This is a genomic window from Pseudomonas sp. M5 (assembly GCF_016907075.1).
GTDB lineage: Bacteria > Pseudomonadota > Gammaproteobacteria > Pseudomonadales > Pseudomonadaceae > Aquipseudomonas > Aquipseudomonas putida_E.
This window is the reverse complement of record NZ_JAFBBH010000001.1, coordinates 4,192,862-4,216,953: the sequence shown is the minus strand read 5'-3', so window position 1 is coordinate 4,216,953 and position 24,092 is coordinate 4,192,862. Positions and strand designations below refer to the sequence as shown.

Sequence of the window (24,092 nt, the reverse complement as noted above, 5' to 3'; positions counted from 1 at the left end):
CTACGGATGCTTTCCATGCGTGCAGTCACGAATCTTCTCGTCCTCTACACCGGCGGCACCATCGGCATGCTCGAAACCGCCGAAGGCCTGGCGCCGGCCGGTGGTTTCGATGCGCGGATGCGCGAACACTTCGCCCAACTGAGCGATGCACCCCAGGTGCAGTGGACGCTGCAGGAAATGAACCCGCTGCTCGACAGTGCCAACATGCAGCAGCACAACTGGCTGGCAATGCGCGATGCCATCGTCTGTGCAGTGGACAATGACGGCCACGATGGCGTGCTGGTGCTGCATGGCACCGACACCCTCGCCCACAGTGCTGCGGCGTTGTCGTTCCTGCTGCTGGGCCTGCCGGTGCCAGTTCTGCTGACCGGGTCAATGTTGCCAGCCGGTGCACCGGGCAGTGATGCCTGGGACAACCTGTGCGGTGCCCTGCGCCAGTTCGAGCAAGGCCTTGAGGCTGGCGTGCAGCTGTACTTCCATGGCCAGCTGTTGCAGGGCTGCCGCGCCTCGAAGCTTCGCAGCGAAGCGTTCGACGCCTTCGCCGCGTTGCCGCGTCATCGTGAAGGCGAGCGGGCGAACGACGTACCTGCCACCTTGGGTTATCGCCAGCAGCGCCAACCGGTGAACATTGCCGTGATGCCGGTATTCCCCGGTTTGCAGGCCGAACACCTGCGTGCGGTGCTCGACACCGGGGTGCAAGGGCTACTGCTTGAATGTTACGGCAGCGGCACCGGGCCGTCGGATGACCAAGCCTTGCTCGACGTGCTGCGCTCGGCGCGCCAGCGTGGGGTGATGCTGGTTGCCATCAGCCAGTGCCCCGAGGGTTCGGTGGTGTTCGATACCTATGCGGCGGGCAACCGCCTGCGCGGTGCCGGGCTGGTCAGTGGCGGTGGCATGACCCGTGAGGCTGCGCTGGGCAAGATGTTTGCGCTGCTGGGCGCGGGGCTGGATGCAGATGCTGCAGAGCAGTGGTTTGCGCTGGACCTGTGCGGCGAGCGCGCTTGAACAGGAAATTGGCGGAAGGCAGCGGGAGTCGAACCTGCCCGGGAACGGCTGCCGTCCCCAACCGGGTTTGAAGCCCGGCCGCGCCACCGGGCGCGATTGCCTTCCTTGAACTCAGTGCCTGGCCTGCTGTTGGGCCAGGGCGCTGTCGGCGCGGATGTGACGCTGATCGGCAACCCTGCGGGTCAGGCCGATACGGTCGAAGTATTCCAGAATCTGCACACTGCGCTTGCGACCGATGCCCAACATATCGCGAAATGCGGCCACCTGCACTATCGGTGTTTCATTCGCTTGCCCAAGCAGCAGCTCTGCCATGCGCTGTAGCGTCGCCTCGGGGTAGAACAGGTCACGTACCACCTGATGCACTACGCCGAGCCTGGCCAACTTTCGCAACAACAGGCGCACATCCGCCTCGGCACATTTCTCTTCGCTGGCCAGCGTCCGCACCCAAGGCGGGTCGAAGCGCCCTTCCAGCAACCTTGGCTGCAGCCGCGACCATAGCGCACTGTCGGCGTCGCTCAACTGCACCGTGTGACCAGGCAGATGCAACCACGGCCCGCTGCTGGCAATAGTGCCTTCGCCGAGCATCTCCTCGAGCAGGCTGACGAATGCGGGACGCTCGACAGGCAGGGCGGCGAAGCGGCGCAGGCGGTCACGGTCCGGGCCAAGCTGGTCGGGTTCCTGCTCATGGAACAACGCCAGTTGTTCGCGCACCTGGTGTTTGAGCGCCTGCCACTGGGCTTTAGCGAACAACAACTGGCCTTGCCTGGTTGCGACCACCAGCACGTCAGCTGGCAACTGCCAGCCCTCACGCAAGCGGTTGAACTGGCGTTCCAGCCGCTGCGGGTCGAGCCCGCCTGGTGCGTTGTCGAGCAACGCCATCAAGGCCTGCTCCAGGCCCTCGGCATCACGCAGCACGTTCAACTGGCGCAAGCGCGCCTCGCTGCGCCGCTGCCGGCTCGGTGCGAACGGGTCCAGCACCGTACCGCCGCCAAGGGTGCGTTGGGCACGCTGGTCACGCAGCACCAGGCGGTCGCCATGCACGGCTTGCAGCGGCGCATTGAGCAACAATTGGGCGAACATGCGCTGGCCTGCAAGCAGGCGCTCACCTTCGAGCAGGGCGACCCGTGCGGTGACGTCCTGGGTCCCCAGATGTACATGCACGGCACTGAAATGTTCGAAAGGACGGGACTCGCCGGCGAGCAGCTGCAGTTCGATATCGACCCGTGTGCTGGGCGCGTGCAGCCATTGCGATACCAGCCAATCGCCACGGCGCACCTGCTCCACCGCGAGGCGCTCGGCAGCAATGTTCAGCGCTACACGCTGCCCCGCTTCAGCCACCAGCGCCGCCTGGTTCTGCGCATGCAGGCCACGTACCCGCACCGCTTTACCGGCCTTGCCCAGCAACAACGTATCACCCGCACTGACACGCCCGGCCAGCGCCGTACCCGTGACCACCAGGCCAGCCCCGGTGACCGCGAAGGCGCGGTCGATAGCCAACCGAAAGCCGCCACGCACGCTGCGCTGCTTCAAACCCTCGCCCGCCGCCAGCAACGCATGACGCAGCGCCTCGACCCCCGCGCCGGTGACACTCGACAGCGGGAACTGCGCCGCCCCGGCATAAGGCCCGGGCGCCAGCAACTGCGCAATCTGCACCTGCACTTGGGCCACGCGCGCCGGCGTGACCCGGTCGCACTTGCTGATTGCTACCAGCGCCTGGGGAATGCCCAGCAACTCGATGATCGCCAGGTGCTCACAGGTCTGCGGCATGACGCCGTCATCAGCAGCCACCACCAACAACACCAGATCGATACCCTGGGCGCCGGCAAGCATGTTGTGGATGAAACGCTCGTGGCCGGGCACATCGATGAACCCCGTCAGTGGCGCGCCTTCAGCCAAGGCGGCATAGCGATAGCCCAGGTCGATGGTCATGCCGCGCTCGCGTTCTTCCTGGCGATGGTCGCCGGCCTGCCCGGTCAGGGCCTGGAGCAATGCGGTCTTGCCGTGGTCGATGTGGCCGGCGGTACCAACGATCACTGCACCGGCCCCAGTTGCAGGGCCGGTAGCTGCGCCAGCCATTGGGCTTCATCGTCCAGCTGGCGCAGGTCGAGCCACAGCGCGTCATCGTCGATACGGCCGAGCACGGGCACCGCCAGATCGCGCAAGGCGCGCTCCAGCACATGCAGGCTGCGCCCGCGCAGTTTCTTCGACACCTGTGGGCGCAGGCACAGCGCGGCGCTGGGCAGGCGCGCAACCGGCTGGCTGCCGCTGCCGATCATGCCGAGCGCCGGCTCGACGCTGACGGCCCATTGCCCCCCGAGGCGAGCCTTGAGCTCGGGTGCCAGGCGCTCGGCCTGGGCGTGGATTTCAGCCTGGCTGCGGGTCAACAGGCGCAGGCTGGGCAAGCGCTCGGCCAGCCTGTCCGGGTTGCGGTACAGCGCCAGCACGGCTTCGAGGGCGGCGAGGGTGATCTTGTCGACGCGCAGTGCACGTTTCAGCGGGTTCTTCTTGATCCTCGCGATCAAATCCTTGCGACCGACGATGATCCCCGCCTGCGGGCCGCCAAGCAGCTTGTCACCGCTGAAGGTCACGATATCCGCACCATCGGCCAGGGCCTGGCGCACGGTCGGCTCGGCGGGCAGGCCCCAGCGGGTCAGGTCGAGCAGGCTGCCGCTGCCCAGGTCTTCCAGCAGCGGCAGTTCATGCTGATGGGCGATTCGCGCAAGCTCCGCGGTCGGCACCTGGGTGGTGAAGCCCTGGATGCTGTAGTTGCTGCAATGCACCCGCATCAACAAGCCGGTACGCGGGCCGATGGCAGCTTCGTAGTCGCGGGCATGGGTGCGGTTGGTGGTGCCGATCTCGTGCAGACGTACACCGGCACGGGCCATGATGTCGGGAATGCGAAAGGCGCCGCCGATCTCGATCAGCTCACCGCGGGAAATGATGCCCTCCTTGCGCGCGCCCAGGCTGTTGAGCGCAAGCAGCACGGCGGCAGCGTTGTTGTTGACCACGGTGACCGCTTCGGCGCCGGTCAGCTCGCGGATCAGCCCTTCGATCAGAACATCTCGGTCGCCACGCTTGCCGGTGGCAAGGTCGAACTCCAGGTTGAGCGGATAGCGGGCGGCGGTCTGCATGGCTTCAACGGCTTCCTCCGGCAACAAAGCACGACCGAGGTTGGTGTGCAGTACCGTGCCGGTGAGGTTGAAGACGCGGCGTACCTGGCTGCGCTGCTGGGCGGCCAGGCGCTCGCCGCTGCGGCCCAAGAGGATTTCAGCGCCCAGTTCGGCAGCGCCGAGTTGGCCGTTGCGAACAGGTTCGCGCAGGTCGCCGAGCAGCTGGCGCAGGGTGGCGAGCACAGCGTCGCGGCCATGGCGCTCGATCAGCGGGAGGCAGGCCGGGTGACGTAGCAGGGTGTCGATGGAAGGGAGCCGTGGCGTATTGCTGGCAAGGCTTGAAGACATCAGGTACTACCTTATCCATTGTCTGTTCGGGCCTCATCGCCGGCAAGCCGGCTCCTACAGGGCTGCATCGCTCTGGGGAGCGGTGAAATAGCTGCGGGAGCCGGCTTGCCGGCGATGGGGGCAACTCAATTGTGCAGTGTAGACACTCACCCACCACCCGGCGCCAGCATCAGGTTGGGTGCCAGCCGATGAAAGCCCTCCTCGTCCAACCGGATATCCAGCGCCAGGCTGGCCAGGTCATCGGCCAACGGCTCGGCAGCAGCGTCGTTCTCAAGGTAATTCTGTTTCAGGTAGGCATTGCACCCCGGGCAGCACTCCGCCCGCAGCGGCGCCTTGCCCGGCGCATGGCGGTCATCCTCCAGGCTGGTGTAGCACAAGCCCTTGCTCGATTCGCAATACACGCACTTGACCCGCACCACATGCCATTCGCAGGCACACAAGGAGCACGCCAGGTAACGCAGGCCGTTGTGCTTGCCACGGTTACGCACCACTCCGGCCATGGCCGGCGAACCACAGGCCGGGCACTGGGCCTGGCTGCCCGACGGCTTGAGTTCAACTGCCGGCAGCGCCAGCAACCAGCTGGACCAGGCCGCCTGCAGCGCGGCCCCCAGAAACGGCACCAGTGCTGCGGGCACAGCGTCGTACTGCCCGGCCAGCAATGCGCTCCCCCAGCCTTTGCGCTGGCTGTCATCACTGCCACGCAGCGCCAGCAGTGCTGCCGCCAAAGGGCCACTGGCCTCGCCGTCGAAATGATCGATCAGCGCCTGCAACCACGCCAGCCACGGCCCCTCGCGCACCAGGCCGTCGGCCGCGAGCGGTGGCAAACCATGACTTATGCACAGGCGCTGCCGGTCATCGGCCACTGGCAAACCACCAGGCGGGTTATCCACAAGCTGCTGCTGAATGCGGCACAGCCGGGCGATCAGGCGCAGGTAGTCGCCAAGGGCATGCCCTGCAGCGAGCTGTTCGAGGCGCAGGGCGCGCAGTTCGAACAGGTTGGCGGGCGGCAGGTGAAGAAACGGCGGCATCACCGCCGACGCTTCGATCTGCCCCGGTTCGAGTATCGTGCTCAAACGTTCATCCTTCTTTACGTCCATGGTCACTCGGCGTCTTGTCGCCGGTCACCTCGCGGTACCACAACTGATGGTGTTTGCGCGCCCAGGCACGGCTGACCCAGCCATGCAGCATGGCGCCGATCGAGCCCTTGATCCAGATACCGGCGTAGATGTGCACGATGATGCTGAGAATCAGCACGAAGCCCGCCAGCGCATGGGCCAACGACGCCAGGCGAATCGAACCTATGCCGAAGAAATGGCTGAAGTACGCACGCCAGATCACCACGCCACTGAGCAGCAACACCAGCATGCACACCAACAACGTCCAGAACAGCAGCTTCTGCCCGGCGTTATATTTGCCGATCGGCGGCACGCCCTCCTCCTTGTTGAGCATCACCCGGTCGATGCGGCGCAGCCACAGGCGGTCGTTGGCAGTGATGAAGTTGGCGCGCCAGAAACGCACCACCAGGAACAGAAAGAACACGAACATGGCCACCCCGATGAAGGGGTGCAGGATGCGTGTCCACGGCCCGCCGCCGAACAGATGGCTGAGCCAGAACAGCGCCGGATGGAACAGCGCCAGCCCCGAAAGCCCGGCCAGCACGAACAGGATGGCGACGATCCAGTGGTTGGTCCGCTCGTTGGCGTTGTAGCGCAGGATGGGTTTGTCGTCGTTCATGGCCGCTGCTCCCCTTGCCCACCGGGCTGCTTCGGATCATAGACATGCACCGCCGGGTCCACCTGGTGCACGCTGTCATCAGGTGGCGTGGGGCTGGGGTGTTCGTCCTCCTCGACCCGCTGCGGGCCAACCCGCACATAGTGGAAGAACCCGGCCAGCACCGCCGCGCCCATCGCCAGCAGTGCCAGCGGCTTGGTGATGCCCTTCCACAAGCCCACCAGCGGGCTGATCACCGGCTGGTCCGGCAGGCCGGCATACAAGCGGGGCGTATCGGCATGGTGCAGTACATACATCACATGCGTGCCACCGACGCCGTCCGGGTCGTAGAGCCCGGCGTTGTCGTAGCCACGCGATTTGAGGTCGACGATGCGTTCGGCAGCATGCACCTTCATTTCGTCCTTGCTGCCAAAGACGATCGCGCCGGTCGGGCAGGTTTTCACGCAGGCAGGCTCCAGGCCCACGCTCACGCGGTCGGAACACAGCGAGCACTTGTAGGCCTTGTGGTCTTTCTGCGAGATGCGCGGAATGTTGAACGGGCAGCCAGTGATGCAATAGCCACAGCCGATGCAATGGTCCTGGTTGAAATCGACGATGCCGTTGGCGTGCTTGATGATCGCTCCCGGGCTCGGGCACGCCTTCAGGCAACCCGGCTCGGCGCAATGCATGCAGCCGTCCTTGCGGATCAGCCACTCCAGGTTGCCATCGTCGCGCTCGTGTTCAGTGAAGCGCATCAGGGTCCAGGTATCGGCCGTCAGGTCCTGGGGGTTGTCGTAGGTACCGTGGTTGTGGCCGACCTCGTCACGCAGCTCGTTCCACTCTGAACACGCCACCTGGCAGGCCTTGCAGCCGATGCACTTGGTGGTATCGATCAGTTTGGCGACTTCCTGCTGCAGGCGTACCGAAGGCGGTACGGTGGTGGTGGCCGAGCGGGCAATGATGTCTTGGCTGGCCATCAGATTTTCTCCACTTTGACGAGGAACGACTTGGACTCCGGCGTCTGCGTGTTGCCGTCACCGAGGAAGGGCACCAAGGTGTTGGTCAGGTAACCGTGCCGTGTCGCGCCGGTGAAGCCCCAGTGCAACGGGATGCCGATCTGGTGCACGGTCTGGTTGTTGACCTGCAGCGGGCGAATCCGCTTGGTCACCACCGCCACCGCTTCGATATGCCCGCGCTTGCTCGACACCCGCACCCGGTCGCCCGCCTTGATGCCTTTCTCGTTGGCCAGCACCTCACCGATCTCGACGAACTGCTCAGGCTGGGCAATGGCGTTGAGCCGGCAATGCTTGCTCCAGAAGTGGAAGTGCTCGGTCAGCCGGTACGTCGTCGCCGCATAGGGGAATTCGTCGTGCTTGCCGAGGGTGTCCCACACCGAATCGAAGATCCGCCCGGCCGGGTTGCTGGTGGCCTTGTTGTTCTTCGGGTGCAGCGGGTTGATGCCGATCGGCGTCTCGAACGGCTCGTAGTGCTCGGGGAACGGCCCTTCGGCCATCTTGTCGATGGCAAAGAACCGCGCCACGCCCTCGGGGTTCATGATGAACGGGTTCATGCCCGCTTGCGGTGGTGAATCGACCTTGAAGTCGGGCACGTCGGTGCCGGTCCAGGCCTTGCCGTTCCACCACACCAGGCGCTTTTTCTCCGGGTCCCATGGCTTGCCTTGCAGGTCACTGGAGGCACGGTTGTACAGGATGCGGCGGTTGGCCGGCCAGGCCCAGGCCCAGTTCTGCGCCTGGTGCATGCCATACGGGTCGCTGTTGTCACGCCGCGCCATCTGGTTGCCCTGCTCGGTCCAGCAACCGGCGAAGATCCAGCAGCCGGACGCAGTGCTGCCGTCGTCCTTGAGCTGGCCGAAGCCTGCCAACTGTTGCCCGGCCTTGATGAGCGCGCCGGTGGGGTCGGTCACATCAGTGACCGCCCAGCCGTTCATTTCCTTGGCCAGTTCCTCCGGGGACGGCTCGTCAGGCAGCTTGTAGGGCCAACTGATGTTCATGATCGGATCAGGGTAAGTGCCACCCTCGGTCTGATAGCGCTGACGCATGCGCAGGAACAACTCGCTCATGATCTGCACGTCGGTGCGGGTCTCGCCCGGGCCGTCGGCGCCCTTCCAGTGCCACTGCAGCCAGCGGCTGCTGTTGACCAGCGAACCATCCTCCTCGGCGAAACAGGTGGTGGGCAGGCGGATCACTTCGGTCTGGATATTGGCCGTGTCGACGTCATTGAAGGGCCCGGCATTGCGCCAGAACTCCGAGGTCTCGGTGGCCAGCGGGTCCATGACCACCAGCCACTTGAGCTTGCCCAGGGCAGCAGTCACGCGGTTCTTGTCGGGCAACGCGGCGATCGGGTTGAAGCCTTGGCAGATGTAACCGTTGACCTTGCCTTGGCTCATCATCTCGAACATGCGCAGCACGTCATAGGCCGGCACGTCGAGCTTGGGCAACCAGTCGTAACCCCAATTGTTTTCTGCCGTGGCATTGGCGCCATACCAGGCCTTCATCAGGCTGACATGGAACTTGCCGTAGTTCTGCCAGTAGGACAACTGGCCAGGGCGCAGCGGCTTGGAGGCCCGCTTGTCAATGTAGGCGGCATAGTCCTGCTCGGCATCGCCAGGCAGGCTCAAGTAGCCCGGCAGCGAGTTGGACAGCAAGCCAAGGTCGGTCAGGCCCTGGATGTTGGAATGCCCGCGCAGGGCATTGACCCCGCCACCCGGCATGCCGACGTTGCCCAGCAGCAACTGGACCATGGCCGCACTGCGGATGATCTGCGCGCCGATCGAATGCTGCGTCCAGCCCAGTGCATAGAGGATCGTCATGGTCTTGCCCGGTACCGAGCAGGTGGCGATCTCTTCCCAGATCTTCATCATGGCGTCCTGCGGCATGCCACAGGTCATGCTCGCCAGTTCCGGGGTATAGCGGCTGTAATGCTGCTTCATCAACTGGAACACGCAACGCGGGTGCTGCAGGGTCGGATCGACCTTGGCGAAACCGTCCTCGCCCAGTTCGTACCCCCAGCCGGACTTGTCGGCATACACACGCTTGGCCGCGTCGTAACCACTGAACAGCCCGTCTTCGAAACCATAGGTTTCTTTGACGATGAACGACACGTCGGTGTAGTTGCGCACGTACTCGTGCTGGATCTTGTCATTGCTCAGCAGGTAGTTGATCAACCCGCCCATGAAGGCGATGTCGCTGCCGGTACGAATTGGCGCGTAGTAGTCCGCCACCGAGGCGGTACGGGTAAACCGCGGGTCGACCACGATCAGCCGCGCCTTGTTGTGCGCTTTGGCCTCGGTCACCCACTTGAAGCCGCACGGGTGCGCTTCTGCTGCGTTGCCACCCATCACCAGGACCAGATTCGCGTTGGCGATATCTGACCAGTGGTTGGTCATGGCGCCACGGCCGTACGTCGGGGCAAGACTTGCCACCGTCGGGCCATGTCAGACACGTGCCTGGTTATCGAACCCCAGCATGCCGGTTGCGCGGATGACCTTGTGGGTCAGGTAGCCGGCCTCGCTGGAGGCGGCGGAGGCAGCGAGAAAACCGGTGGTAAGCCAGCGGTTGACGGTTTGCCCCTGGGCGTTCTTTTCGATGAAGTTGGCGTCGCGGTCCTGCTTCATCAGTCCGGCGACGCGGTCGAGTGCCTCGTCCCAACTGACCCGCACCCACTCCTTGCTGCCCGCCTTGCGCACCTCAGGGTATTTGAGGCGGCTCTCGCTGTGGATGAAGTCCAGCAGGCCGGCGCCTTTCGGGCACAGGGTGCCGCGGTTGACCGGGTGGTCGGCGTCGCCTTCGATATGGATGATGTTCTGTTTGACGTTCTTGCCCGCATCGCCCTGGCTGTAGAGGATCAGGCCGCAGCCGACCGAGCAGTAGGGGCAGGTGTTGCGGGTTTCCTTGGTGTGCGCCAGCTTGAAGTGGCGCACCTGCTCGGCGAAGGCCGGCGTCGGGGCCATGCCCAACGCCGCCAGGCTCGAGCCTCCAAGGCCGACAGCGGCGACCTTGAAGAATTGCCGACGGTTGAGGTCCATCGTGCACTCCTGATCAGGTTTCGGGCGCTCGGGGCATTGCCGGCGCCTCGGGTCATCACGATGGCGGCAAAGTGATGCCGCCAACCGTTAAGACTAGCCAAGAATGCCAAAAGTGCGATTGACCCCGGTCAGCAAGGCGGCAGATTGCGCGCCACATTCAAGGCCGCGCTGCTCTGCGCCACTGGCATGATTTCGAGCGTGTTGATGTTTACGTGTGGCGGCTGTTCAGCGATCCACGCAACCGTGGCAGCAATGTCCTCGGGCAAAATCGCCTGCACATCACGGTACAACGCATCCACTGCATTCAGGTCGCCGTTCAGGCGCACCACCGAAAAATCGGTCCCGGAACACAGCCCAGGTTCGATGTTGCTGACTCGCACGCGGGTCCCCGCCAGATCGGCGCGCAGGTTCAGGCTGAACTGACGCACGAACGCCTTGCTCGCGCCATAAACGTTGCCGCCCGGGTAGGGATAAGTGCCGGCAATCGAACCAATGTTGATGATCATGCCGCTGTCGGCCCGGACCATCTGCGGCAATACCGCATGGGTGACCATGGCCAGGCCGGTGATGTTGGTGTCTATCATGCGCTGCCAGTTCTCGGCGCTGCAGGCCTGGGCCCGCTCGATACCCAGCGCCAACCCTGCGTTGTTGACCAGCACATCGATGCCCGGCGCAGCTTCGTTGATCTGCGCCACCGCTGCGCTGACCGACTGCATATCAGTCACATCCAGCGCCAGTGGAATGAAGTTGTCGCCAAGTTCATGCTCCAGGGCCTGCAACTTGTCCATACGGCGGGCGCCACCGATCACGCGATAGCCCTTGGCAACCAGGGTGCGGCATATGGCCCGGCCAAAGCCTGAGGAGGCGCCGGTTACGAATGCAGTTTTCATCAGGTTTGTCTCCCAGAAGGTAATGTCAGACCAGGTACTTCACGCCAAGGCTGGTGAACAGGCACAGCATCGAGAACACCAGCGCCTTGCGCACCACGTCGTTGCCTTTGCGCAGCGCCAGTGCACTGCCCATGTGATTGCCGAGGATGTTGCAGGCCACCAGCGGCAGCGCCAGCAGGTAGACCACCTTGCCGGCCATGATGAATGCGACCAGCGCACCGATGTTGGAGGCGAAGTTGAAGGTCTTGGAGTTGGCCGAACTGGAAACCAGGTCCATGCGCAGCAGGTAGTGGAAGGCGATGATGAACATGCTGCCAGTGCCTGGGCCGAAGAAGCCGTCGTAAAAACCGATGGCCAGGCAGGTCACCGGCACGACGGTGTAGAGCATCCGCGCCGACAGCTCTCGCTCCTCTATCGGGCGGTCTTTGGGGGTGAGGAAGATCAGGATGCCGAAAGGGATCAACGCCAGAATGATCTTGCCTACGGTTTCCTGAGAGATCGACACGATCAGGTGCGCCCCCAGGTAGGCGCCGAGCAGTGAGAACGGCACGCCGACCAGTGCCACCTGCCAGACCATCTTGCTGTTGGCCAGGAAATTGCGGATGGCAGCCAGCGTGCCCAGCGTACTGACCAGTTTTTCCTGCCCCAGGGCTACCTGAGGCGGCATGCCCACCAGCAGAAACCCTGGTACCAGGAACAACCCGCCACCCCCGGCAATGCTGTCCACAAAGCCTGCGACAAAGGCAATGGCGCCCAGCAGCAGGATCGCCAGCAGCCAGTGTTCTGCCCAGTAAGCGCCTAACAGTTCCATAGCAGTAATTCCGTCGAAAAATGAAAAGAAATCAGGAGAGCACTTCGTAAAGGTGGTCGGCCCGGGCGAAGCGCACCCGGTTCAGGTCGTTGACCGCGAACACCCGCAGCAGCCAACGGTCAGCGCCGTCGTTCTGCGGCTCGAAGCCATCGCGGGCATGCAGCACGCGCTGGTTCTTGAAGATCATGAAATCGCCTGGCAGCAGCAGGTGTGGCTCATCGAAACGCCGGGTTTCCAGCAAGCCGCGCAGGGTGGCCAGGGCCTGCTCGGCGCGCAGGTTCAGCCCGTGGGTGTTCTCGCTGTCGAAGCGGCACAACCACTCGCCTGAATGGCCACGCACCAGCACCGGCAGCTCGGCGGTGCAGCGGCGGTTACCGGTGAACGAGTCGGGGCGGCGGATTTCGAATTGCGCTTCGCACAGTTCGCGCACGGTAGCCAAGGGCAGCGACGCGATCACAGCATCCAGGTTGACCAAGGTGGTGCTGATACGTGGATCACAGCGCATGCCGAAGAACGACAGGTATTCCGGGCAGCAGGAAACCGTACCCAGCGGCTCGGAAGACAATGGCAGGTCGGGATTGTCTACGTGATAGGAAAATCGCAGCCGTGAGCCATGCGAGCTCTTGTGGCTGGATGAAGTACGGGCCGGGATGACATGGCGAAACAGCCGACCGTCATTTTCACCCTCGTAGACAACCGGGTTGATGCCCATCAGGTTCTGCATGGTCAGGCTGACCAGGCAGGCAATCGGCGTGCTGCGTGGGCTGAGCACACCGGAGTAAGGGGTAGGAGGCACATCGCGATCGCGCGGGCAATTACGCACGATCATGCTGGTCAGTTGCGGATCTTCAACGAACCCCCGGATTTGCTGGCACAGCGCTTTGCCCAAGACCTCCTGCGCCTGCTCCTTGAGTTGCGGATAAAGCTCTTTGCTGGTTTCGAAATCGAGCGGGGTGTTGCTCAGCAAGGTTTGCCAGGCACTGGAGACAACCCAGGGCAGGCGGATCTCCAGTGAAGTCTGAGGCTCGGCTGCTTGTTGCAGGTATGCGCTTTCCATTTCGAGTGCTATTCCATTGGCCATTCGGTGTCGTGCCATGCCGGGCAGAGGCGGCAGTCATTGTCTTTTTTTGAAACCGTTCACAGCTAAGCGATGCGAACGAGGGGTGCTGCTCCAGGCACCACCACATTGCACCGACTCAATCATTGTAATTACAAAAAATAGAATCGATTCAATTTATTTCATGGGCCGATTGCCATCAGCATTGAATCGAATCAATCAACTTATTGATTTCAAAAGATTTCTTCTGAACGTGGATTGATCGCGCTCACGCTTGCGCTCCCGTTGTGTAGGGAGGACCCGCTGCGACAAGCCTTCAAGTCATATCAATAGAGGCAATTCACATACAAAAAACGCGATTACTCCGATCTTGCCTTTCGTGCTAGGCTTCCGCGTTCTTGCAGATTCTGGTGCCATTTCCATGTGGGTTCCTCACTACAGCGACCTGGCGCAGCCGGTCTACCTGATGATTGCCGATGCTCTTGAACAGGACATAGGCAACGGCCGGCTGGCGCCTGGCGACCGCCTGCCAACACTCAAGGATCTTGCCGAGTCATTGCACGTGACGCCTGGCACCATTGGCCGAGCCTATGACGAAGCCGCCAAGCGGGGCTTGGTGGTGGGCGAGGTTGGCCGCGGTACTTTCGTCCTGCAGCAACGACCGGCGCCTACCCCCACCGCATTCTCGCGGCCCGCACCGCTCAAGCATGAAAGCGGCCAGATCGACCTTTCGATCATCAAGCCCAACGATGCGCACATGGCCGACTGGCTGCGCGGAGCGATCACCGAGCTGGCGGCTTCCCCCGACCTTGACCAAGTGCTCGACTACGTTACCGACGGTGGCCATGCGACGCACAAGCAGGCTGGCGCCACATGGATTCAGCGCTGGTTGCCCGAAGCTCGCGCGCAACAGGTGGTGCTGACCTCCGGCGCCCAGCATGGCCTGCTGGTAGCGATCAGCAGCCTGTCGAAAAGCGATGATGTGATCCTCTGCGAGTCGCTCTGCTACCCCGGCATCATTTCCCTTGCCCACAGCATGGGCCGCCGCTTGCGCGGGGTAGCCATGGACGAGCACGGCCTGATGCCCGAGGCCTTGCGGGCCGCCTGCCTGGAGCACCGCCCCTCGCTGCTGGTATGTGTGACCACTCACCAGAACCCGACCAACTCGGTAATGCCGCACGCGCGTCGCGAGGCTATCGCCCAGATTGCCCGCGAGTTCGACCTGTTCATCGTGGATGACGATATCTACGGCTTCCTCGAACCGGCGCCTGACTACAAGCCCTTGGCCGCCTATGCACCTGAGCGCTCGGTGTACCTGACCAGCCTGTCCAAGAGCGTGCTGCCGGCCCTGCGTATCGGCTACCTCTACGCGCCGCCACAAACGCTGTCACGGTTGTCGTCTATGGTGCGCAGCAGCGTCTGGATGCCCTCCCCGCTGATGGCTCAGCTGGCCAGCAACCTGATCAACAGCGGCATGGCCGAGCAGTTGGTGCGGGTGCAGCAGGAAGAAGCCGCCGCACGCCAGTTGATGGCCCAGGAAATCCTTGGCAGGTACAAGGTGCGCAGCCAGCCCAACAGCTTCCATATCTGGCTGGAACTCCCTGAGCCATGGACCAGCGATGAGTTCGCCAACCTGGCGCGCAACAATGGCGTAACCGTGGTCAGCGGCAGCCAGTTCCTGCCTGAGCGCAGCCCAGCCAGCTGTGGCGTGCGCATCGCCCTGATGACGCCAAGCCGTGCCGAGCTGAGCTTTGCCCTGACCAAACTCGCCAGCTTGCTGGATTCGTCCGAGCCGCGGCTTTTCTACTAGAGATGAACAGGGCCGCAGGGGGCTCACTAACCGTCATGCGGCTCAGCGGATCAACCGCGCCAGCCCATCCAGCAACCGCTGCAAGGCCCCCTGATTGGCCTGCATCACCGCCCTGCCCGCCTCACCCATGCGCCGGGCATCCTGCGGCAATTCGATCAACTGCCGCACTGCCTGTGCCAACCCTTGGGCATCGTCCACCTGCTGCAACGCCCCGGCATCACGCAACATCGCGCTGATTTCGAGGAAGTTGAACACATGCGGCCCCATGATCACCGGCAGTGCCAGCGCTGCCGGCTCCAGAGGGTTGTGGCCGCCAGTGGCGACCAGGCTACCGCCAACGAAAGCGATGTCGGCCAGTGCGTAGAGGAACAGCAGCTCGCCCATGGTATCGCCGAGCAGCACGCGGGTCTGGCCATCGACCGCCGCACCGGCAGAACGGCGCACGGTAGCGAACTGCCCGCAGCACAAGGCATGCACTGCATCGAAACGCTCGGGGTGGCGCGGCACCAGGATCAGCAGCGCGTCGCCATGCGCCTGCAGCAACTGCTGATGAGCCTGCAGGATCAGCGCGTCCTCACCCTCATGGGTACTGGCCGCAATCCACACCGGCCGCTCGCTTGCGCCCCACTGTTCACGCAGTACCCTGGCACGCGGCAAAAGCTGGTCATCGACCTTCAGGTCGAACTTGATCGAACCTGTGACCTGCACGCACTCAGGACGCGCACCCAAGTCGCGGAAGCGTTGCGCCTCGGTTTCGGTCTGCACTGCAATCAGGTTCATCTCGGCGAGCATCGGCCGGGTCAGTTTGGCGAAACGCGCGTAGCCACGAGCGGAACGCTCGGACAACCGAGCATTGGCCAGCGCAACCGGAATGCCACGCTTGGCGCATTGGTGAATGTGGTTGGGCCACAGCTCGGTTTCCATGATGATGCCCAGCCGCGGGCGCACATGGTCGAGAAAACGCCCCGCCGCCCACGGCAGGTCATAAGGCAGGTAGCAATGCTGGATGCGTGGTTCATCGGCGAACAGCGCGCGAATGCGCTCTGAGCCGGTGGGGGTCATGCAGGTGAGCGTGACCGGCAGGTCCGGGTAGGCCTTGAGCAAGGCTCGCACCAGGGGCGCGGCGGCAATGCTTTCACCTACCGATACGGCATGTACCCAGATGCCACCCTGGCGCATCGCCGGCAGGTTGCGGGCGAAACGTTCGCCGATACGCTGGCCGTAGGCCGGGGCCTTGCGGGCACGCAGGTAAAGGCGCAGCGCGACCAGCGGCAGGCCCAGGTGGAACAACAGGGTATAGAGAGTTCTGTTCATGGCGGCGAAGTTTACCCGATCGCGCGCAAGTGCACCGCAAAGCGCTCGGCCAGCCATTGCGCGGCGGGCCCCAGCGGTTCGTCACGGCGCCAGGCCAGTTCGACGACCAAGGCCGGGGGCCGCCATTCGCTGGCCAGCTCGACCATGTGCGCCTGGTAGGTCGGGTATTGCACCACATGGCGTGGCAGCCACGCCCAGCCCAGCCCTCGCATCAACAGCTCGGCCATGGCGTAGAAGCTGTCGGCGCGCCATACCTGCGGGCTGATCGCTTCGCCGCCGGGGTAGCCACTTTGCTGCGGGGCGATCAGCAACTGGCGGTAACGTGCCAGCTGCTGGCGTGTGACGCGGCTTTCACGCGCCAATGGATGATCCACCGCGCACACCGTGACCATCTCCACGCTACCCAGGGCACGCCGCTCCAGTGAGGCAGGCATGCTTTCATGGTGGAAAAACAAACCCAGGTCTGCACGTCGCTCCACCAGCTTGCGCGCTACATCACCTTGGGCACCGCTGGCCAGTTGCACTTCCAGAAAAGGGTAATGACTGGCCAGTTCGTCGAGGCTGTCGATCACAGGTTGATAAGGCATGGCTTCATCCTGGGCCACCCGCAACAAGGCTTCCTGGCCACGCATCAGGGCCAGAGCGCGGCCATCGAGCCGCTCGCACTGGCGCAGCAGTTCGCGGGCATCCTCCAGCAGCGCGGTACCGTTTTCGGTTAGCCCGGGCTGACGGCCGCTGCTGCGCTCGAACAAAGTGACGCCGAGGTCCGCTTCGAGCATTGCAATGGCATTGCTGACGGCGGACTGCGCTTTGCGCTGCTCGCGGGCGACGGCAGAAAACGAGCGCAGTTCGACGACGCGTACAAAGGTACGCAACTGCTCGAGGCTCCACTTTTCGGCCATCAACCTATCTCCCAGAGTGATAGGTAATGACTTTACCGCATTCAGGGACACTCTAGAATGCCCGCCCAGAACCGGAGGAACGAACCATGAACGCCTACACCTACCTCGCCATCGCCATTGTCGCCGAAGTCATCGCCACAGCCTCCATGAAGGCTGTGAAAGGCCTGAGCACGCCATTGCCCCTGCTGCTGATGGTGGTCGGCTATGCCATCGCGTTCTGGATGCTGACGCTGGTGGTGCGCAGCATTCCGGTGGGTATCGCCTATGCGATCTGGTCGGGGCTTGGGATTGTGCTGATCAGCGTGGCGGCGCTGGTGATCTATGGGCAGAAACTCGATGTGCCGGCGATGCTGGGGATGGCGATGATCGTTGGCGGCGTGGTGGTGATCCAGTTGTTCTCCAAGACTGCCGGGCATTGATGGGGCCTGTCGGCGATGAGCCAAGCCAGGCATAGCCTGTATACTTGCCAGCTGTCCCAGACTTCGAGGTACCGCCATGCCATCCGCCATTTCCACTGACGTGCTCATCGTCGGCGCCGGGGTCGCAGGCCTGTGGCTCAATGCCCGCCTGCGCCGCCTGGGTTACTCGACAGTGCTGGTGGAGCGCGCCAGCCTTGGCGGCGAACAGACCATCAAGTCCCAGGGCATCATCCATGGCGGTACCAAGTACGCCCTGCACGGTGCGTTGACGGGGGCCTCGGAAGCCATCGCCGACATGCCACGGCGCTGGCGCGAAGCCGTGGCCGGCAGCGGCGAACTGGACCTGAGCCGCACCCGCCTGCTTTCCGACGCCCACTACCTGTGGTCGCCCGGCACCCTGGCCGGCAACCTCACCAGCTTCTTCGCCAGCAAAGCCGTGCGCGGCCGGGTTGACCAGGTCAAGGGGGACCAGTTGCCTCCCGCACTGCAGGACCGCGCCTTCAAAGGCAAGGTGTATCGCTTGGCCGAACTGGTGATCGATGTCCCCAGCCTGCTGGCCAACCTGGCTGAACTGGCTGGCGACTCCTTGCTCGCCGGTGAGCACATCGAGCCCCTGCGTGAAGGTGATTCACTGGTTGGCCTGCGCGTGGACGGCCGTGAAATACGGGCCCAGCGCATCGTGCTCAGTGCTGGCGCGGGCACCGAGGGCCTGCTTCACGCCCTGGGCCTTGAGCAACCGGCCATGCAAACACGGCCGCTGCATATGGTCATGGCCAAAGGCCCTAACCTCAAACCACTGTATGCCCACTGCCTGGGCGGCGGCCCCAAGCCGCGCGTCACCATCACCACCCACCCCGCAGCCGATGGCCAATGGGTCTGGTACCTGGGCGGCGACCTGGCTGAAGCCGATGGCGTAGCACGCGACACGGCGGCACAGATTGCCGCAGCCCAGAAGGAAGTCAGCCAGCTCTTGCCGTGGGTAGATCAACGCCTGGTCCGCTGGGCCACGCTGCGGGTCGACCGCGCAGAGCCTGCACAATCGGGCCTGGTGCGGCCCGACAACGCGTTCCTCGCCGACCAGCAGCGCCTACTGGTGGGCTGGCCGACCAAACTTGCCCTGGCGCCCGACTTCAGTGACCGTGTGCTGGCCAGCCTGGAACGTGACGGCATCCGCCCAAGCGCCCAGGCCGAGCTTGCAGGGCTGCCACGCCCGCCACTCGGCGTGCCCGCCTGGGAGCAACTGCTGCCATGACCTTGCCGACCCTGCACGACTTCTACCGCCCGCTGGGCAGCACAGGCTTGAAGGTGTCCCCTCTGGGCCTGGGCACGGTCAAGCTTGGCCGCGACCAAGGCGTGAAGTACCCCACCGGGTTCACGATCCCCGGCGATGACGAAGCGCGCCTGCTGCTGGCCCAGGCGCGCGAACTGGGTATCAACCTGATCGACACGGCACCGGCCTATGGCCGCAGCGAAGAGCGCCTGGGGCCGCTGCTGCGCGGCCAGCGCGATGAATGGGTGATCGTCAGCAAGGTTGGCGAAGAGTTCGAAAACGGCCTGTCGCGCTTCGACTTCAGTGCAGCCCACACCCGTCTTTCGGTCGAACGCAGCCTGCGCCGGCTGGAAACCGACCGTATCGAACTGGTGCTGGTGCACTCCGATGGCAACGACCTGGAGATTCTCGAGCAGCAAGAGGTCTACCAGACCCTCGCAGCCCTCAAGCAAGAGGGCAAGATCCTCGGCTACGGCCTGTCGGGCAAAACTGTCGCCGGCGGGCTGAAGGCACTCGAGCAGGGCGACTGTGCCATGGTCACCTTCAACCTCAACGAGCAGGCAGAACGACCGGTACTGGACTACGCTGCCGAGCACGGCAAAGCCATTCTGGTGAAGAAGGCCTTGGCCAGTGGGCATGTCTGCCTCGCACCTGGTGTCGACCCGGTACACGCCAGTTTCGAACTGCTGTTCGCCCACCCTGGCGTCAGCAGTGCTATCGTCGGCACCATCAACCCGTTGCACCTGGCCCACAACGTGGCCACGGTCGCCCGCATTTTGGGCCAGCATTGAGTTGTCCCCACCCCGGGCCTGGAGACTGACCCGACGCAAGGAGGAGCCTCGTGCCGCGTACGCTGATTCGCAAGAACCCGAGCAACTTCAAAACACTGCCATTGCATGTCGAAGCCACCTCCGAGAGCCTGGTCTACCAGAGCATCGGCATGCCGGTGAACTTCGCCCAGACCCAACAACGGCGCCGGGCCATCCAGCTACCCGATAACCAGCGTTTCGTAGCTGAACTGGCCAACCTGGGTGTATCGGTACGCCTGACCCTGCACTGGCAGAACCGCGACTACTGGGTACTGGTGCGTCAGCGCCGCCAGGACCGGGGCGACGTGGTGCTTAAATTGATTTCAGGGTATGTCCCGGCTCAGGAGCTCAACCTGCCGCTGCACACCGCGGTACAGGAAGTGGCGGAAGAGTGCCTGCTGGAAACGCCGGAAGGCTGGCTGGGTGGTCGCTTCAACGACACCTGGCTACCTGCACCTTACGCTGCTGCCCTGCACTACCGGGAAGCGCTGCCGTTCGTGCTGACGCCGGAATCGGGTGCCGCCCGGCCGGTGCATTGCGGCAACCTGATGTTGCTGGAGCGCCCACGGGCCTACGTGCACCTGCCTACGGCATCGCTGCAACTGATCTACGACATGCGCCTGCAAGTACCCAGGGACGCCAAGAAGCTGAGCCTGTTCCATGTCGATGAACGCCTTGAAGGTGATCAGCTGGTCGCCCGGCTCAACCGTAAACGGCCCGACCTGTACCTGATGCCGGTGCAGGACGGTCAGCCGCAGGCCGAGCTGTATACATTGAGGAAAGATGAACTGGTGCCGGCCAGTACCCGCGGGCTGTACCTGGCGGAGAGCTTTGCCCGGCAGGACGGGTGGGTGGTCGCGGACGAGCGGATACGCTGGAAGGATTGGGTAAAGCAGCAGGGGCTGGTGGAGCGCAAAACCGCAAAGGCTTCACACCTGCGACGCTTTGGCGACAAGGCGCGGGCACTGCTGGAGCGCGCGCGCACCTCGCTGAACAAATGAATATCCGGGGCCGCCTTACGGCCCCGGGCACATCAGTTCTTGCGGATTTTTTCGACTATCGCGGTCGTCGAGCTGTTCTCGACCAAGCCCAACACCTTCACGGTGCCGCCGTAGCCCTTGACGATATCGGCACCCACCACCTGGTCGATACCGTAGTCACCGCCCTTGACCAGCACATCCGGTTTCACCTGGCTCAGCAGGTTCTCCGGCGTACCTTCAGGGAAGCTGATGACCCAGTCCACCGCGCCCAGCCCAGCCAGCACGGCCATGCGCCGATCGACACTGTTGATCGGGCGGCCAGGGCCCTTCAGGCGGCTTACCGAGGCATCGTCGTTGACCGCGACGATAAGACGATCACCCTGGGCACGCGCCTGCTCGAGGTACGTCACATGCCCTGCATGCAGGATGTCGAAACAACCATTGGTGAACACGATCTTCTCGTTGTGCGCACGCGCATCGTCGATGGCCAGCAGCAATTGCTCCAGGCCCAGCACGCCACGCTCGGAACCTTCCTCGCGCTGGATCGCGCGACGCAGCTCAGGTGCGCTGATCGCTGCAGTACCCAGTTTGCCAACCACGATGCCAGCCGCAAGGTTGGCCAGGGCGACCGCGTGGGGCAGGTCTTCACCGGCCGCGATGGCCGCAGCCAGGGTGGAAATCACGGTATCGCCAGCGCCGGTCACATCGAACACTTCGCGGGCACGGGCCGGCAGGTGCAGCGCCGGCTGGCCGGTGCGCAGCAGGGTCATGCCGTGCTCGCCACGGGTCACCAGCAACGCGCCCAGGTCAAGGTCCAGCAGCAGCTGCAGGCCCTTGGCGACCAGTTCGGCCTCATCGGCGCAGCGGCCGACAATGGTCTCGAACTCGCTGAGGTTCGGCGTGATCAGGCTGGCACCGCGGTAGATGGAGAAGTCCTTGCCCTTGGGGTCGGCCAGTACCGGAATACCCTTGGCACGTGCGGCCTCGATCAGGCTCTGATGATTTTTCAGTGCGCCTTTGCCGTAGTCGGACAACACCAGCACCTTGACACCCTCGAGCAGGCTCTCGACTTCGGCGCCCAGCGACAGCGGGTCAGTGGCGAACGGCTCTTCGAAATCGATGCGCAACAGCTGCTGGTGACGGCTCATGACCCGCAGCTTGACGATGGTCGGCTGGTGCGCAATGCGCTGGAACACCGAACGCACCCCCGCAGCCTGCAGGCTGTTGGCCAGGCTGTCGGCGGCCTCATCCTGGCCGGTAACGCCGATCAGTGCCGCCGGGGCACCGAGGGCGGCGATGTTCAACGCAACGTTGGCCGCGCCGCCGGGGCGATCCTCGATCTGATCGACCTTGACCACCGGCACTGGCGCTTCAGGCGAGATACGCGAAGTACCGCCATGCCAGTAGCGGTCCAGCATGACATCGCCGACCACCAATACCGGGGCTTGATCGAAACGCGGCATGGACAACTTCATGGGCAACCCATATGAAAATAATGAACAGGGGCAGGATATTAGCACAGGGTAGGCGACGGCTTTACGGCCAGATCGGGCCCTGGAAAATTCCGGTGACAATCGGGGCCGTACGGCCCCGATCAAGGGCAACTCAGGTGATATCGGCCTTCGCCGGCTCGTCCAGCCCCATGGCGTGCAAGCGGGCATAATAGCCATTGGCTGCCAGCAGCTCGGCATGGGTACCGCGCTCCACCAGGCGGCCCTGGTCCATCACCAGGATCTGGTCGGCTTTTTCGATGGTCGACAGGCGGTGCGCGATCACCAGCGTGGTGCGGCCCTGCATGACATGGTCCAGGGCAGCCTGGATATGCCGCTCGGACTCCGTGTCCAGTGCCGAAGTCGCTTCGTCGAGGATCAGCAGCGGCGCGTTCTTCAACAGGGCCCGGGCAATCGCCAGGCGCTGGCGCTGGCCACCGGACAGCAGCACGCCGTTTTCACCAACGTCGGTGTCAAAGCCCTTGGGCAGCTGGTCGACGAACTCCTTGGCATAGGCATCGGCAGCCGCAGCTTCGATGTCTGCGCGCGGCGCGCCGGCCAGGTCGCCGTAGGCAATGTTGTTGGCCACTGTGTCGTTGAACAGGGTCACATGCTGGGTCACCTGCGAAACGTGCCGGCGCAGGTTGCGCAGGCGGTAGTCTTCGATCTCCACGCCATCGAGCAGAATCTGCCCCTGATCGTGGTGATAGAAGCGCGGGATCAGCGCCGCCAGGGTCGACTTGCCGCTACCAGAGCGCCCGACCAGCGCAATCATCTGCCCAGGCTCGGCGGTAAAGCTGATGTCGCTCAGCACTTCGCGATCGGTACCTGGGTAGGTGAAGCTCAGGTTGCGTACTTCGAGGCGACCGGCCACCCGCTCCTTCTCGATCGTACCGCGGTCGATCTCGGGCTGCTCGTCGAGCTGCTCGAAGATGCTTTCAGCACCGGCAAGGCCTTTCTGGATGGTCGAGCTGACCTCAGAAAGCTGGCGGATCGGCTTTGGCAGCAAGCCCGCAGCAGTGATGTAGGCCACCAGATCACCGGCGGTCGAGTCGCCCCGCAGGAACAGCACCAGGAACATCAACGCGGCCATGGCGCTGTAGATCACCAGTTGCAGCATCGGCGTGTACAGGGCGCCTGTCTTGGTCATGCGCAGCTGTTTGTCGGTGTTGCTCTGGCTGGCACGGCCAAAGCGCTGCTGCTCGTAAGCCTCGCCGCCGAAGCTGCGCACCACACGGTAGCCCTGGATGGTTTCGGAAGCTACGTGGGTCACGTCGCCCATCGCCACCTGGATCTTCTTGCTCTGTTTACGGAATTTCTTGCTGGCGACGCTGACCATTACCGCGATCACCGGCAGGATGGCGACCATTACCAGGGTCAGGTGCCAGTTCATCCAAAGCAGGTAGGCAAACAGGAACACCACGGTCAGGCCTTCACGGATCACCACCTTGATTGCATCGGTGGCGGCCCCCGTTACCATGGTCACGTTGAAGGTGATGCGTGAAATCAGGTGCCCGGAGTTGTGATTGTCGAAATAGCGGTTGGGCAGTACCAGCAGCTTGTTGAACAACTCCACGCGCAGGTCATGCACCAGGGAAAGGGAAACCTTGGCCAGGAAATAGTTGCCGAGGAACGAACCCAGGCCCTGCCATGCGGCGATCAGGATGATCAGCAGCGGTACCGCCTGCAGCAATTGCAGGTCGCGCAAGTAGGGCACGTTGGGGAACAACACCGCTTCGGGGTTGCTCAGGCCATCGACAAAGTACTTGAGGATCCCGGCCAGCATTGGCTGGGTCGAGGCAAAGATCACGAAACCGATAATACTCAGCAGGAAAATGCCGATATAGGGTTTCACGTAGCTCAGCAACCGGAAGTAGATCTTCAGGCTGGAGGTGTGCTCCGCCGGTAGCGGTGTTTCGGCCATCATCGAGCTCGCTGTTCAGGTTGAACCGGAAATTTTACCACAGGCGTCATTTTCGGCACGCCTGCGAGGCAACAACATGCCAGGCCGGCGGCCCACAAGGCCGGCGCCCGGTTTTTTTCGTACGGTATGAGCCCCCCCTGGTCAGTCAAAAGAGACCAACGTGGTGCTGGAGGATTATTTTCGGCATTATTGCCGGTC

19 protein-coding genes and 1 tRNA gene are annotated in these 24,092 nt (G+C 63.5%); 6 read left to right on the top strand and 14 right to left on the bottom strand.

Annotation, left to right across the window (positions count from 1 at the left end; genetic code table 11):
* The first annotated feature begins 15 nt into the window (after positions 1-15).
* Complete coding sequence (locus tag JOE27_RS19160) at positions 16-1,005, top strand: asparaginase (protein WP_204919469.1); 990 nt, start codon at positions 16-18, stop codon at positions 1,003-1,005.
* Between the two features lie 9 nt (positions 1,006-1,014).
* On the opposite strand, the gene JOE27_RS19155 is transcribed toward JOE27_RS19160, so the two are convergent.
* The 10 genes from JOE27_RS19155 to JOE27_RS19110 form a co-directional block, all read right to left on the bottom strand.
* Positions 1,015-1,110: transfer RNA gene (locus JOE27_RS19155), tRNA-Sec, on the bottom strand.
* A gap of 6 nt (positions 1,111-1,116) precedes the next feature.
* Positions 1,117-3,039, bottom strand: coding sequence for a selenocysteine-specific translation elongation factor (selB, locus tag JOE27_RS19150; RefSeq protein ID WP_204920644.1), 1,923 nt, complete (start codon positions 3,037-3,039; stop codon positions 1,117-1,119).
* On the bottom strand, positions 3,036-4,463 hold the full coding sequence (gene selA, locus JOE27_RS19145) for an L-seryl-tRNA(Sec) selenium transferase (protein ID WP_204919467.1): 1,428 nt from the start codon (positions 4,461-4,463) through the stop codon (positions 3,036-3,038). The genes selB and selA overlap by 4 nt, the downstream gene beginning before the upstream one ends.
* A gap of 146 nt (positions 4,464-4,609) precedes the next feature.
* Positions 4,610-5,536: a formate dehydrogenase accessory protein FdhE gene (gene fdhE, locus JOE27_RS19140; RefSeq protein ID WP_204920643.1), complete on the bottom strand. Its 927-nt coding sequence runs from the start codon at positions 5,534-5,536 to the stop codon at positions 4,610-4,612.
* A 4-nt stretch (positions 5,537-5,540) separates the two neighbouring features.
* A complete protein-coding gene (locus tag JOE27_RS19135; RefSeq protein ID WP_115273456.1) occupies positions 5,541-6,197 on the bottom strand; it encodes a formate dehydrogenase subunit gamma in 657 nt (218 codons plus the stop codon).
* The gene (fdxH, locus tag JOE27_RS19130; protein ID WP_046785079.1) at positions 6,194-7,150 is read right to left on the bottom strand and encodes a formate dehydrogenase subunit beta; all 957 of its coding nucleotides are present in this window, start codon (positions 7,148-7,150) and stop codon (positions 6,194-6,196) included. The genes JOE27_RS19135 and fdxH overlap by 4 nt, the downstream gene beginning before the upstream one ends.
* Entirely contained in the window at positions 7,150-10,218 is a 3,069-nt protein-coding gene (fdnG, locus tag JOE27_RS19125; RefSeq protein WP_148708297.1) for a formate dehydrogenase-N subunit alpha, read from the bottom strand. The genes fdxH and fdnG overlap by 1 nt, the downstream gene beginning before the upstream one ends.
* Before the next feature lie 128 nt (positions 10,219-10,346).
* Positions 10,347-11,108: an SDR family NAD(P)-dependent oxidoreductase gene (locus JOE27_RS19120; protein WP_204919465.1), complete on the bottom strand. Its 762-nt coding sequence runs from the start codon at positions 11,106-11,108 to the stop codon at positions 10,347-10,349.
* Between the two features lie 25 nt (positions 11,109-11,133).
* Entirely contained in the window at positions 11,134-11,919 is a 786-nt protein-coding gene (locus tag JOE27_RS19115) for a TSUP family transporter (protein ID WP_046785076.1), read from the bottom strand.
* A 31-nt stretch (positions 11,920-11,950) separates the two neighbouring features.
* Positions 11,951-12,976, bottom strand: coding sequence for a TauD/TfdA family dioxygenase (locus tag JOE27_RS19110; protein ID WP_046785075.1), 1,026 nt, complete (start codon positions 12,974-12,976; stop codon positions 11,951-11,953).
* A gap of 421 nt (positions 12,977-13,397) precedes the next feature.
* Between JOE27_RS19110 and JOE27_RS19105 the strand changes: the two genes are divergently transcribed.
* A complete protein-coding gene (locus tag JOE27_RS19105; RefSeq protein WP_046785074.1) occupies positions 13,398-14,786 on the top strand; it encodes a PLP-dependent aminotransferase family protein in 1,389 nt (462 codons plus the stop codon).
* Between the two features lie 42 nt (positions 14,787-14,828).
* On the opposite strand, the gene waaA is transcribed toward JOE27_RS19105, so the two are convergent.
* Both waaA and JOE27_RS19095 read right to left on the bottom strand, forming a co-directional pair.
* Positions 14,829-16,100 carry a lipid IV(A) 3-deoxy-D-manno-octulosonic acid transferase gene (gene waaA / locus JOE27_RS19100; protein ID WP_204919464.1) on the bottom strand — a complete coding sequence of 424 codons (1,272 nt, stop codon included), beginning with the start codon at positions 16,098-16,100 and terminating at the stop codon, positions 14,829-14,831.
* Between the two features lie 11 nt (positions 16,101-16,111).
* Positions 16,112-17,002 (bottom strand): LysR family transcriptional regulator, encoded by an 891-nt coding sequence (locus tag JOE27_RS19095; RefSeq protein WP_119688177.1) that lies wholly within the window; start codon positions 17,000-17,002, stop codon positions 16,112-16,114.
* 86 nt (positions 17,003-17,088) lie between these two features.
* Here JOE27_RS19095 and JOE27_RS19090 point away from each other — a divergent pair, with 86 nt between their 5' ends.
* The 4 genes from JOE27_RS19090 (at position 17,089) to JOE27_RS19075 (ending at position 20,501) form a co-directional block, all read left to right on the top strand.
* A complete protein-coding gene (locus tag JOE27_RS19090) occupies positions 17,089-17,421 on the top strand; it encodes an SMR family transporter (protein WP_046785071.1) in 333 nt (110 codons plus the stop codon).
* Between the two features lie 76 nt (positions 17,422-17,497).
* The gene (locus JOE27_RS19085; RefSeq protein WP_115273452.1) at positions 17,498-18,673 is read left to right on the top strand and encodes an FAD-dependent oxidoreductase; all 1,176 of its coding nucleotides are present in this window, start codon (positions 17,498-17,500) and stop codon (positions 18,671-18,673) included.
* Entirely contained in the window at positions 18,670-19,482 is an 813-nt protein-coding gene (locus JOE27_RS19080) for an aldo/keto reductase (protein WP_046785069.1), read from the top strand. Before JOE27_RS19085 ends, JOE27_RS19080 begins: the two co-directional genes overlap by 4 nt.
* A 50-nt stretch (positions 19,483-19,532) precedes the next feature.
* Positions 19,533-20,501, top strand: coding sequence for a metal ABC transporter ATPase (locus tag JOE27_RS19075; protein ID WP_115273451.1), 969 nt, complete (start codon positions 19,533-19,535; stop codon positions 20,499-20,501).
* A 32-nt stretch (positions 20,502-20,533) separates the two neighbouring features.
* Here the strand turns inward: JOE27_RS19075 and hldE are convergent, their stop codons facing one another.
* Both hldE and msbA read right to left on the bottom strand, forming a co-directional pair.
* The gene (gene hldE, locus JOE27_RS19070) at positions 20,534-21,955 is read right to left on the bottom strand and encodes a bifunctional D-glycero-beta-D-manno-heptose-7-phosphate kinase/D-glycero-beta-D-manno-heptose 1-phosphate adenylyltransferase HldE (RefSeq protein WP_039602848.1); all 1,422 of its coding nucleotides are present in this window, start codon (positions 21,953-21,955) and stop codon (positions 20,534-20,536) included.
* A gap of 130 nt (positions 21,956-22,085) precedes the next feature.
* Positions 22,086-23,894 (bottom strand): lipid A export permease/ATP-binding protein MsbA, encoded by a 1,809-nt coding sequence (msbA, locus tag JOE27_RS19065; protein WP_046785175.1) that lies wholly within the window; start codon positions 23,892-23,894, stop codon positions 22,086-22,088.
* Between the last annotated feature and the right edge of the window lie 198 nt (positions 23,895-24,092).

Coding starts and splice junctions, on each gene's coding strand:
- JOE27_RS19160 (WP_204919469.1), top strand. CDS start 16: ATGCGTGCAGTCACGAATCTTCTCGTCCTCTACACCGGCGGCACCATC.
- selA (WP_204919467.1), bottom strand. CDS start 4,463: ATGTCTTCAAGCCTTGCCAGCAATACGCCACGGCTCCCTTCCATCGAC.
- JOE27_RS19135 (WP_115273456.1), bottom strand. CDS start 6,197: ATGAACGACGACAAACCCATCCTGCGCTACAACGCCAACGAGCGGACC.
- fdxH (WP_046785079.1), bottom strand. CDS start 7,150: ATGGCCAGCCAAGACATCATTGCCCGCTCGGCCACCACCACCGTACCG.
- JOE27_RS19120 (WP_204919465.1), bottom strand. CDS start 11,108: ATGAAAACTGCATTCGTAACCGGCGCCTCCTCAGGCTTTGGCCGGGCC.
- JOE27_RS19115 (WP_046785076.1), bottom strand. CDS start 11,919: ATGGAACTGTTAGGCGCTTACTGGGCAGAACACTGGCTGCTGGCGATC.
- JOE27_RS19110 (WP_046785075.1), bottom strand. CDS start 12,976: ATGGAAAGCGCATACCTGCAACAAGCAGCCGAGCCTCAGACTTCACTG.
- JOE27_RS19105 (WP_046785074.1), top strand. CDS start 13,398: ATGTGGGTTCCTCACTACAGCGACCTGGCGCAGCCGGTCTACCTGATG.
- waaA (WP_204919464.1), bottom strand. CDS start 16,100: ATGAACAGAACTCTCTATACCCTGTTGTTCCACCTGGGCCTGCCGCTG.
- JOE27_RS19095 (WP_119688177.1), bottom strand. CDS start 17,002: ATGGCCGAAAAGTGGAGCCTCGAGCAGTTGCGTACCTTTGTACGCGTC.
- JOE27_RS19090 (WP_046785071.1), top strand. CDS start 17,089: ATGAACGCCTACACCTACCTCGCCATCGCCATTGTCGCCGAAGTCATC.
- JOE27_RS19085 (WP_115273452.1), top strand. CDS start 17,498: ATGCCATCCGCCATTTCCACTGACGTGCTCATCGTCGGCGCCGGGGTC.
- JOE27_RS19080 (WP_046785069.1), top strand. CDS start 18,670: ATGACCTTGCCGACCCTGCACGACTTCTACCGCCCGCTGGGCAGCACA.
- hldE (WP_039602848.1), bottom strand. CDS start 21,955: ATGAAGTTGTCCATGCCGCGTTTCGATCAAGCCCCGGTATTGGTGGTC.
- msbA (WP_046785175.1), bottom strand. CDS start 23,894: ATGGCCGAAACACCGCTACCGGCGGAGCACACCTCCAGCCTGAAGATC.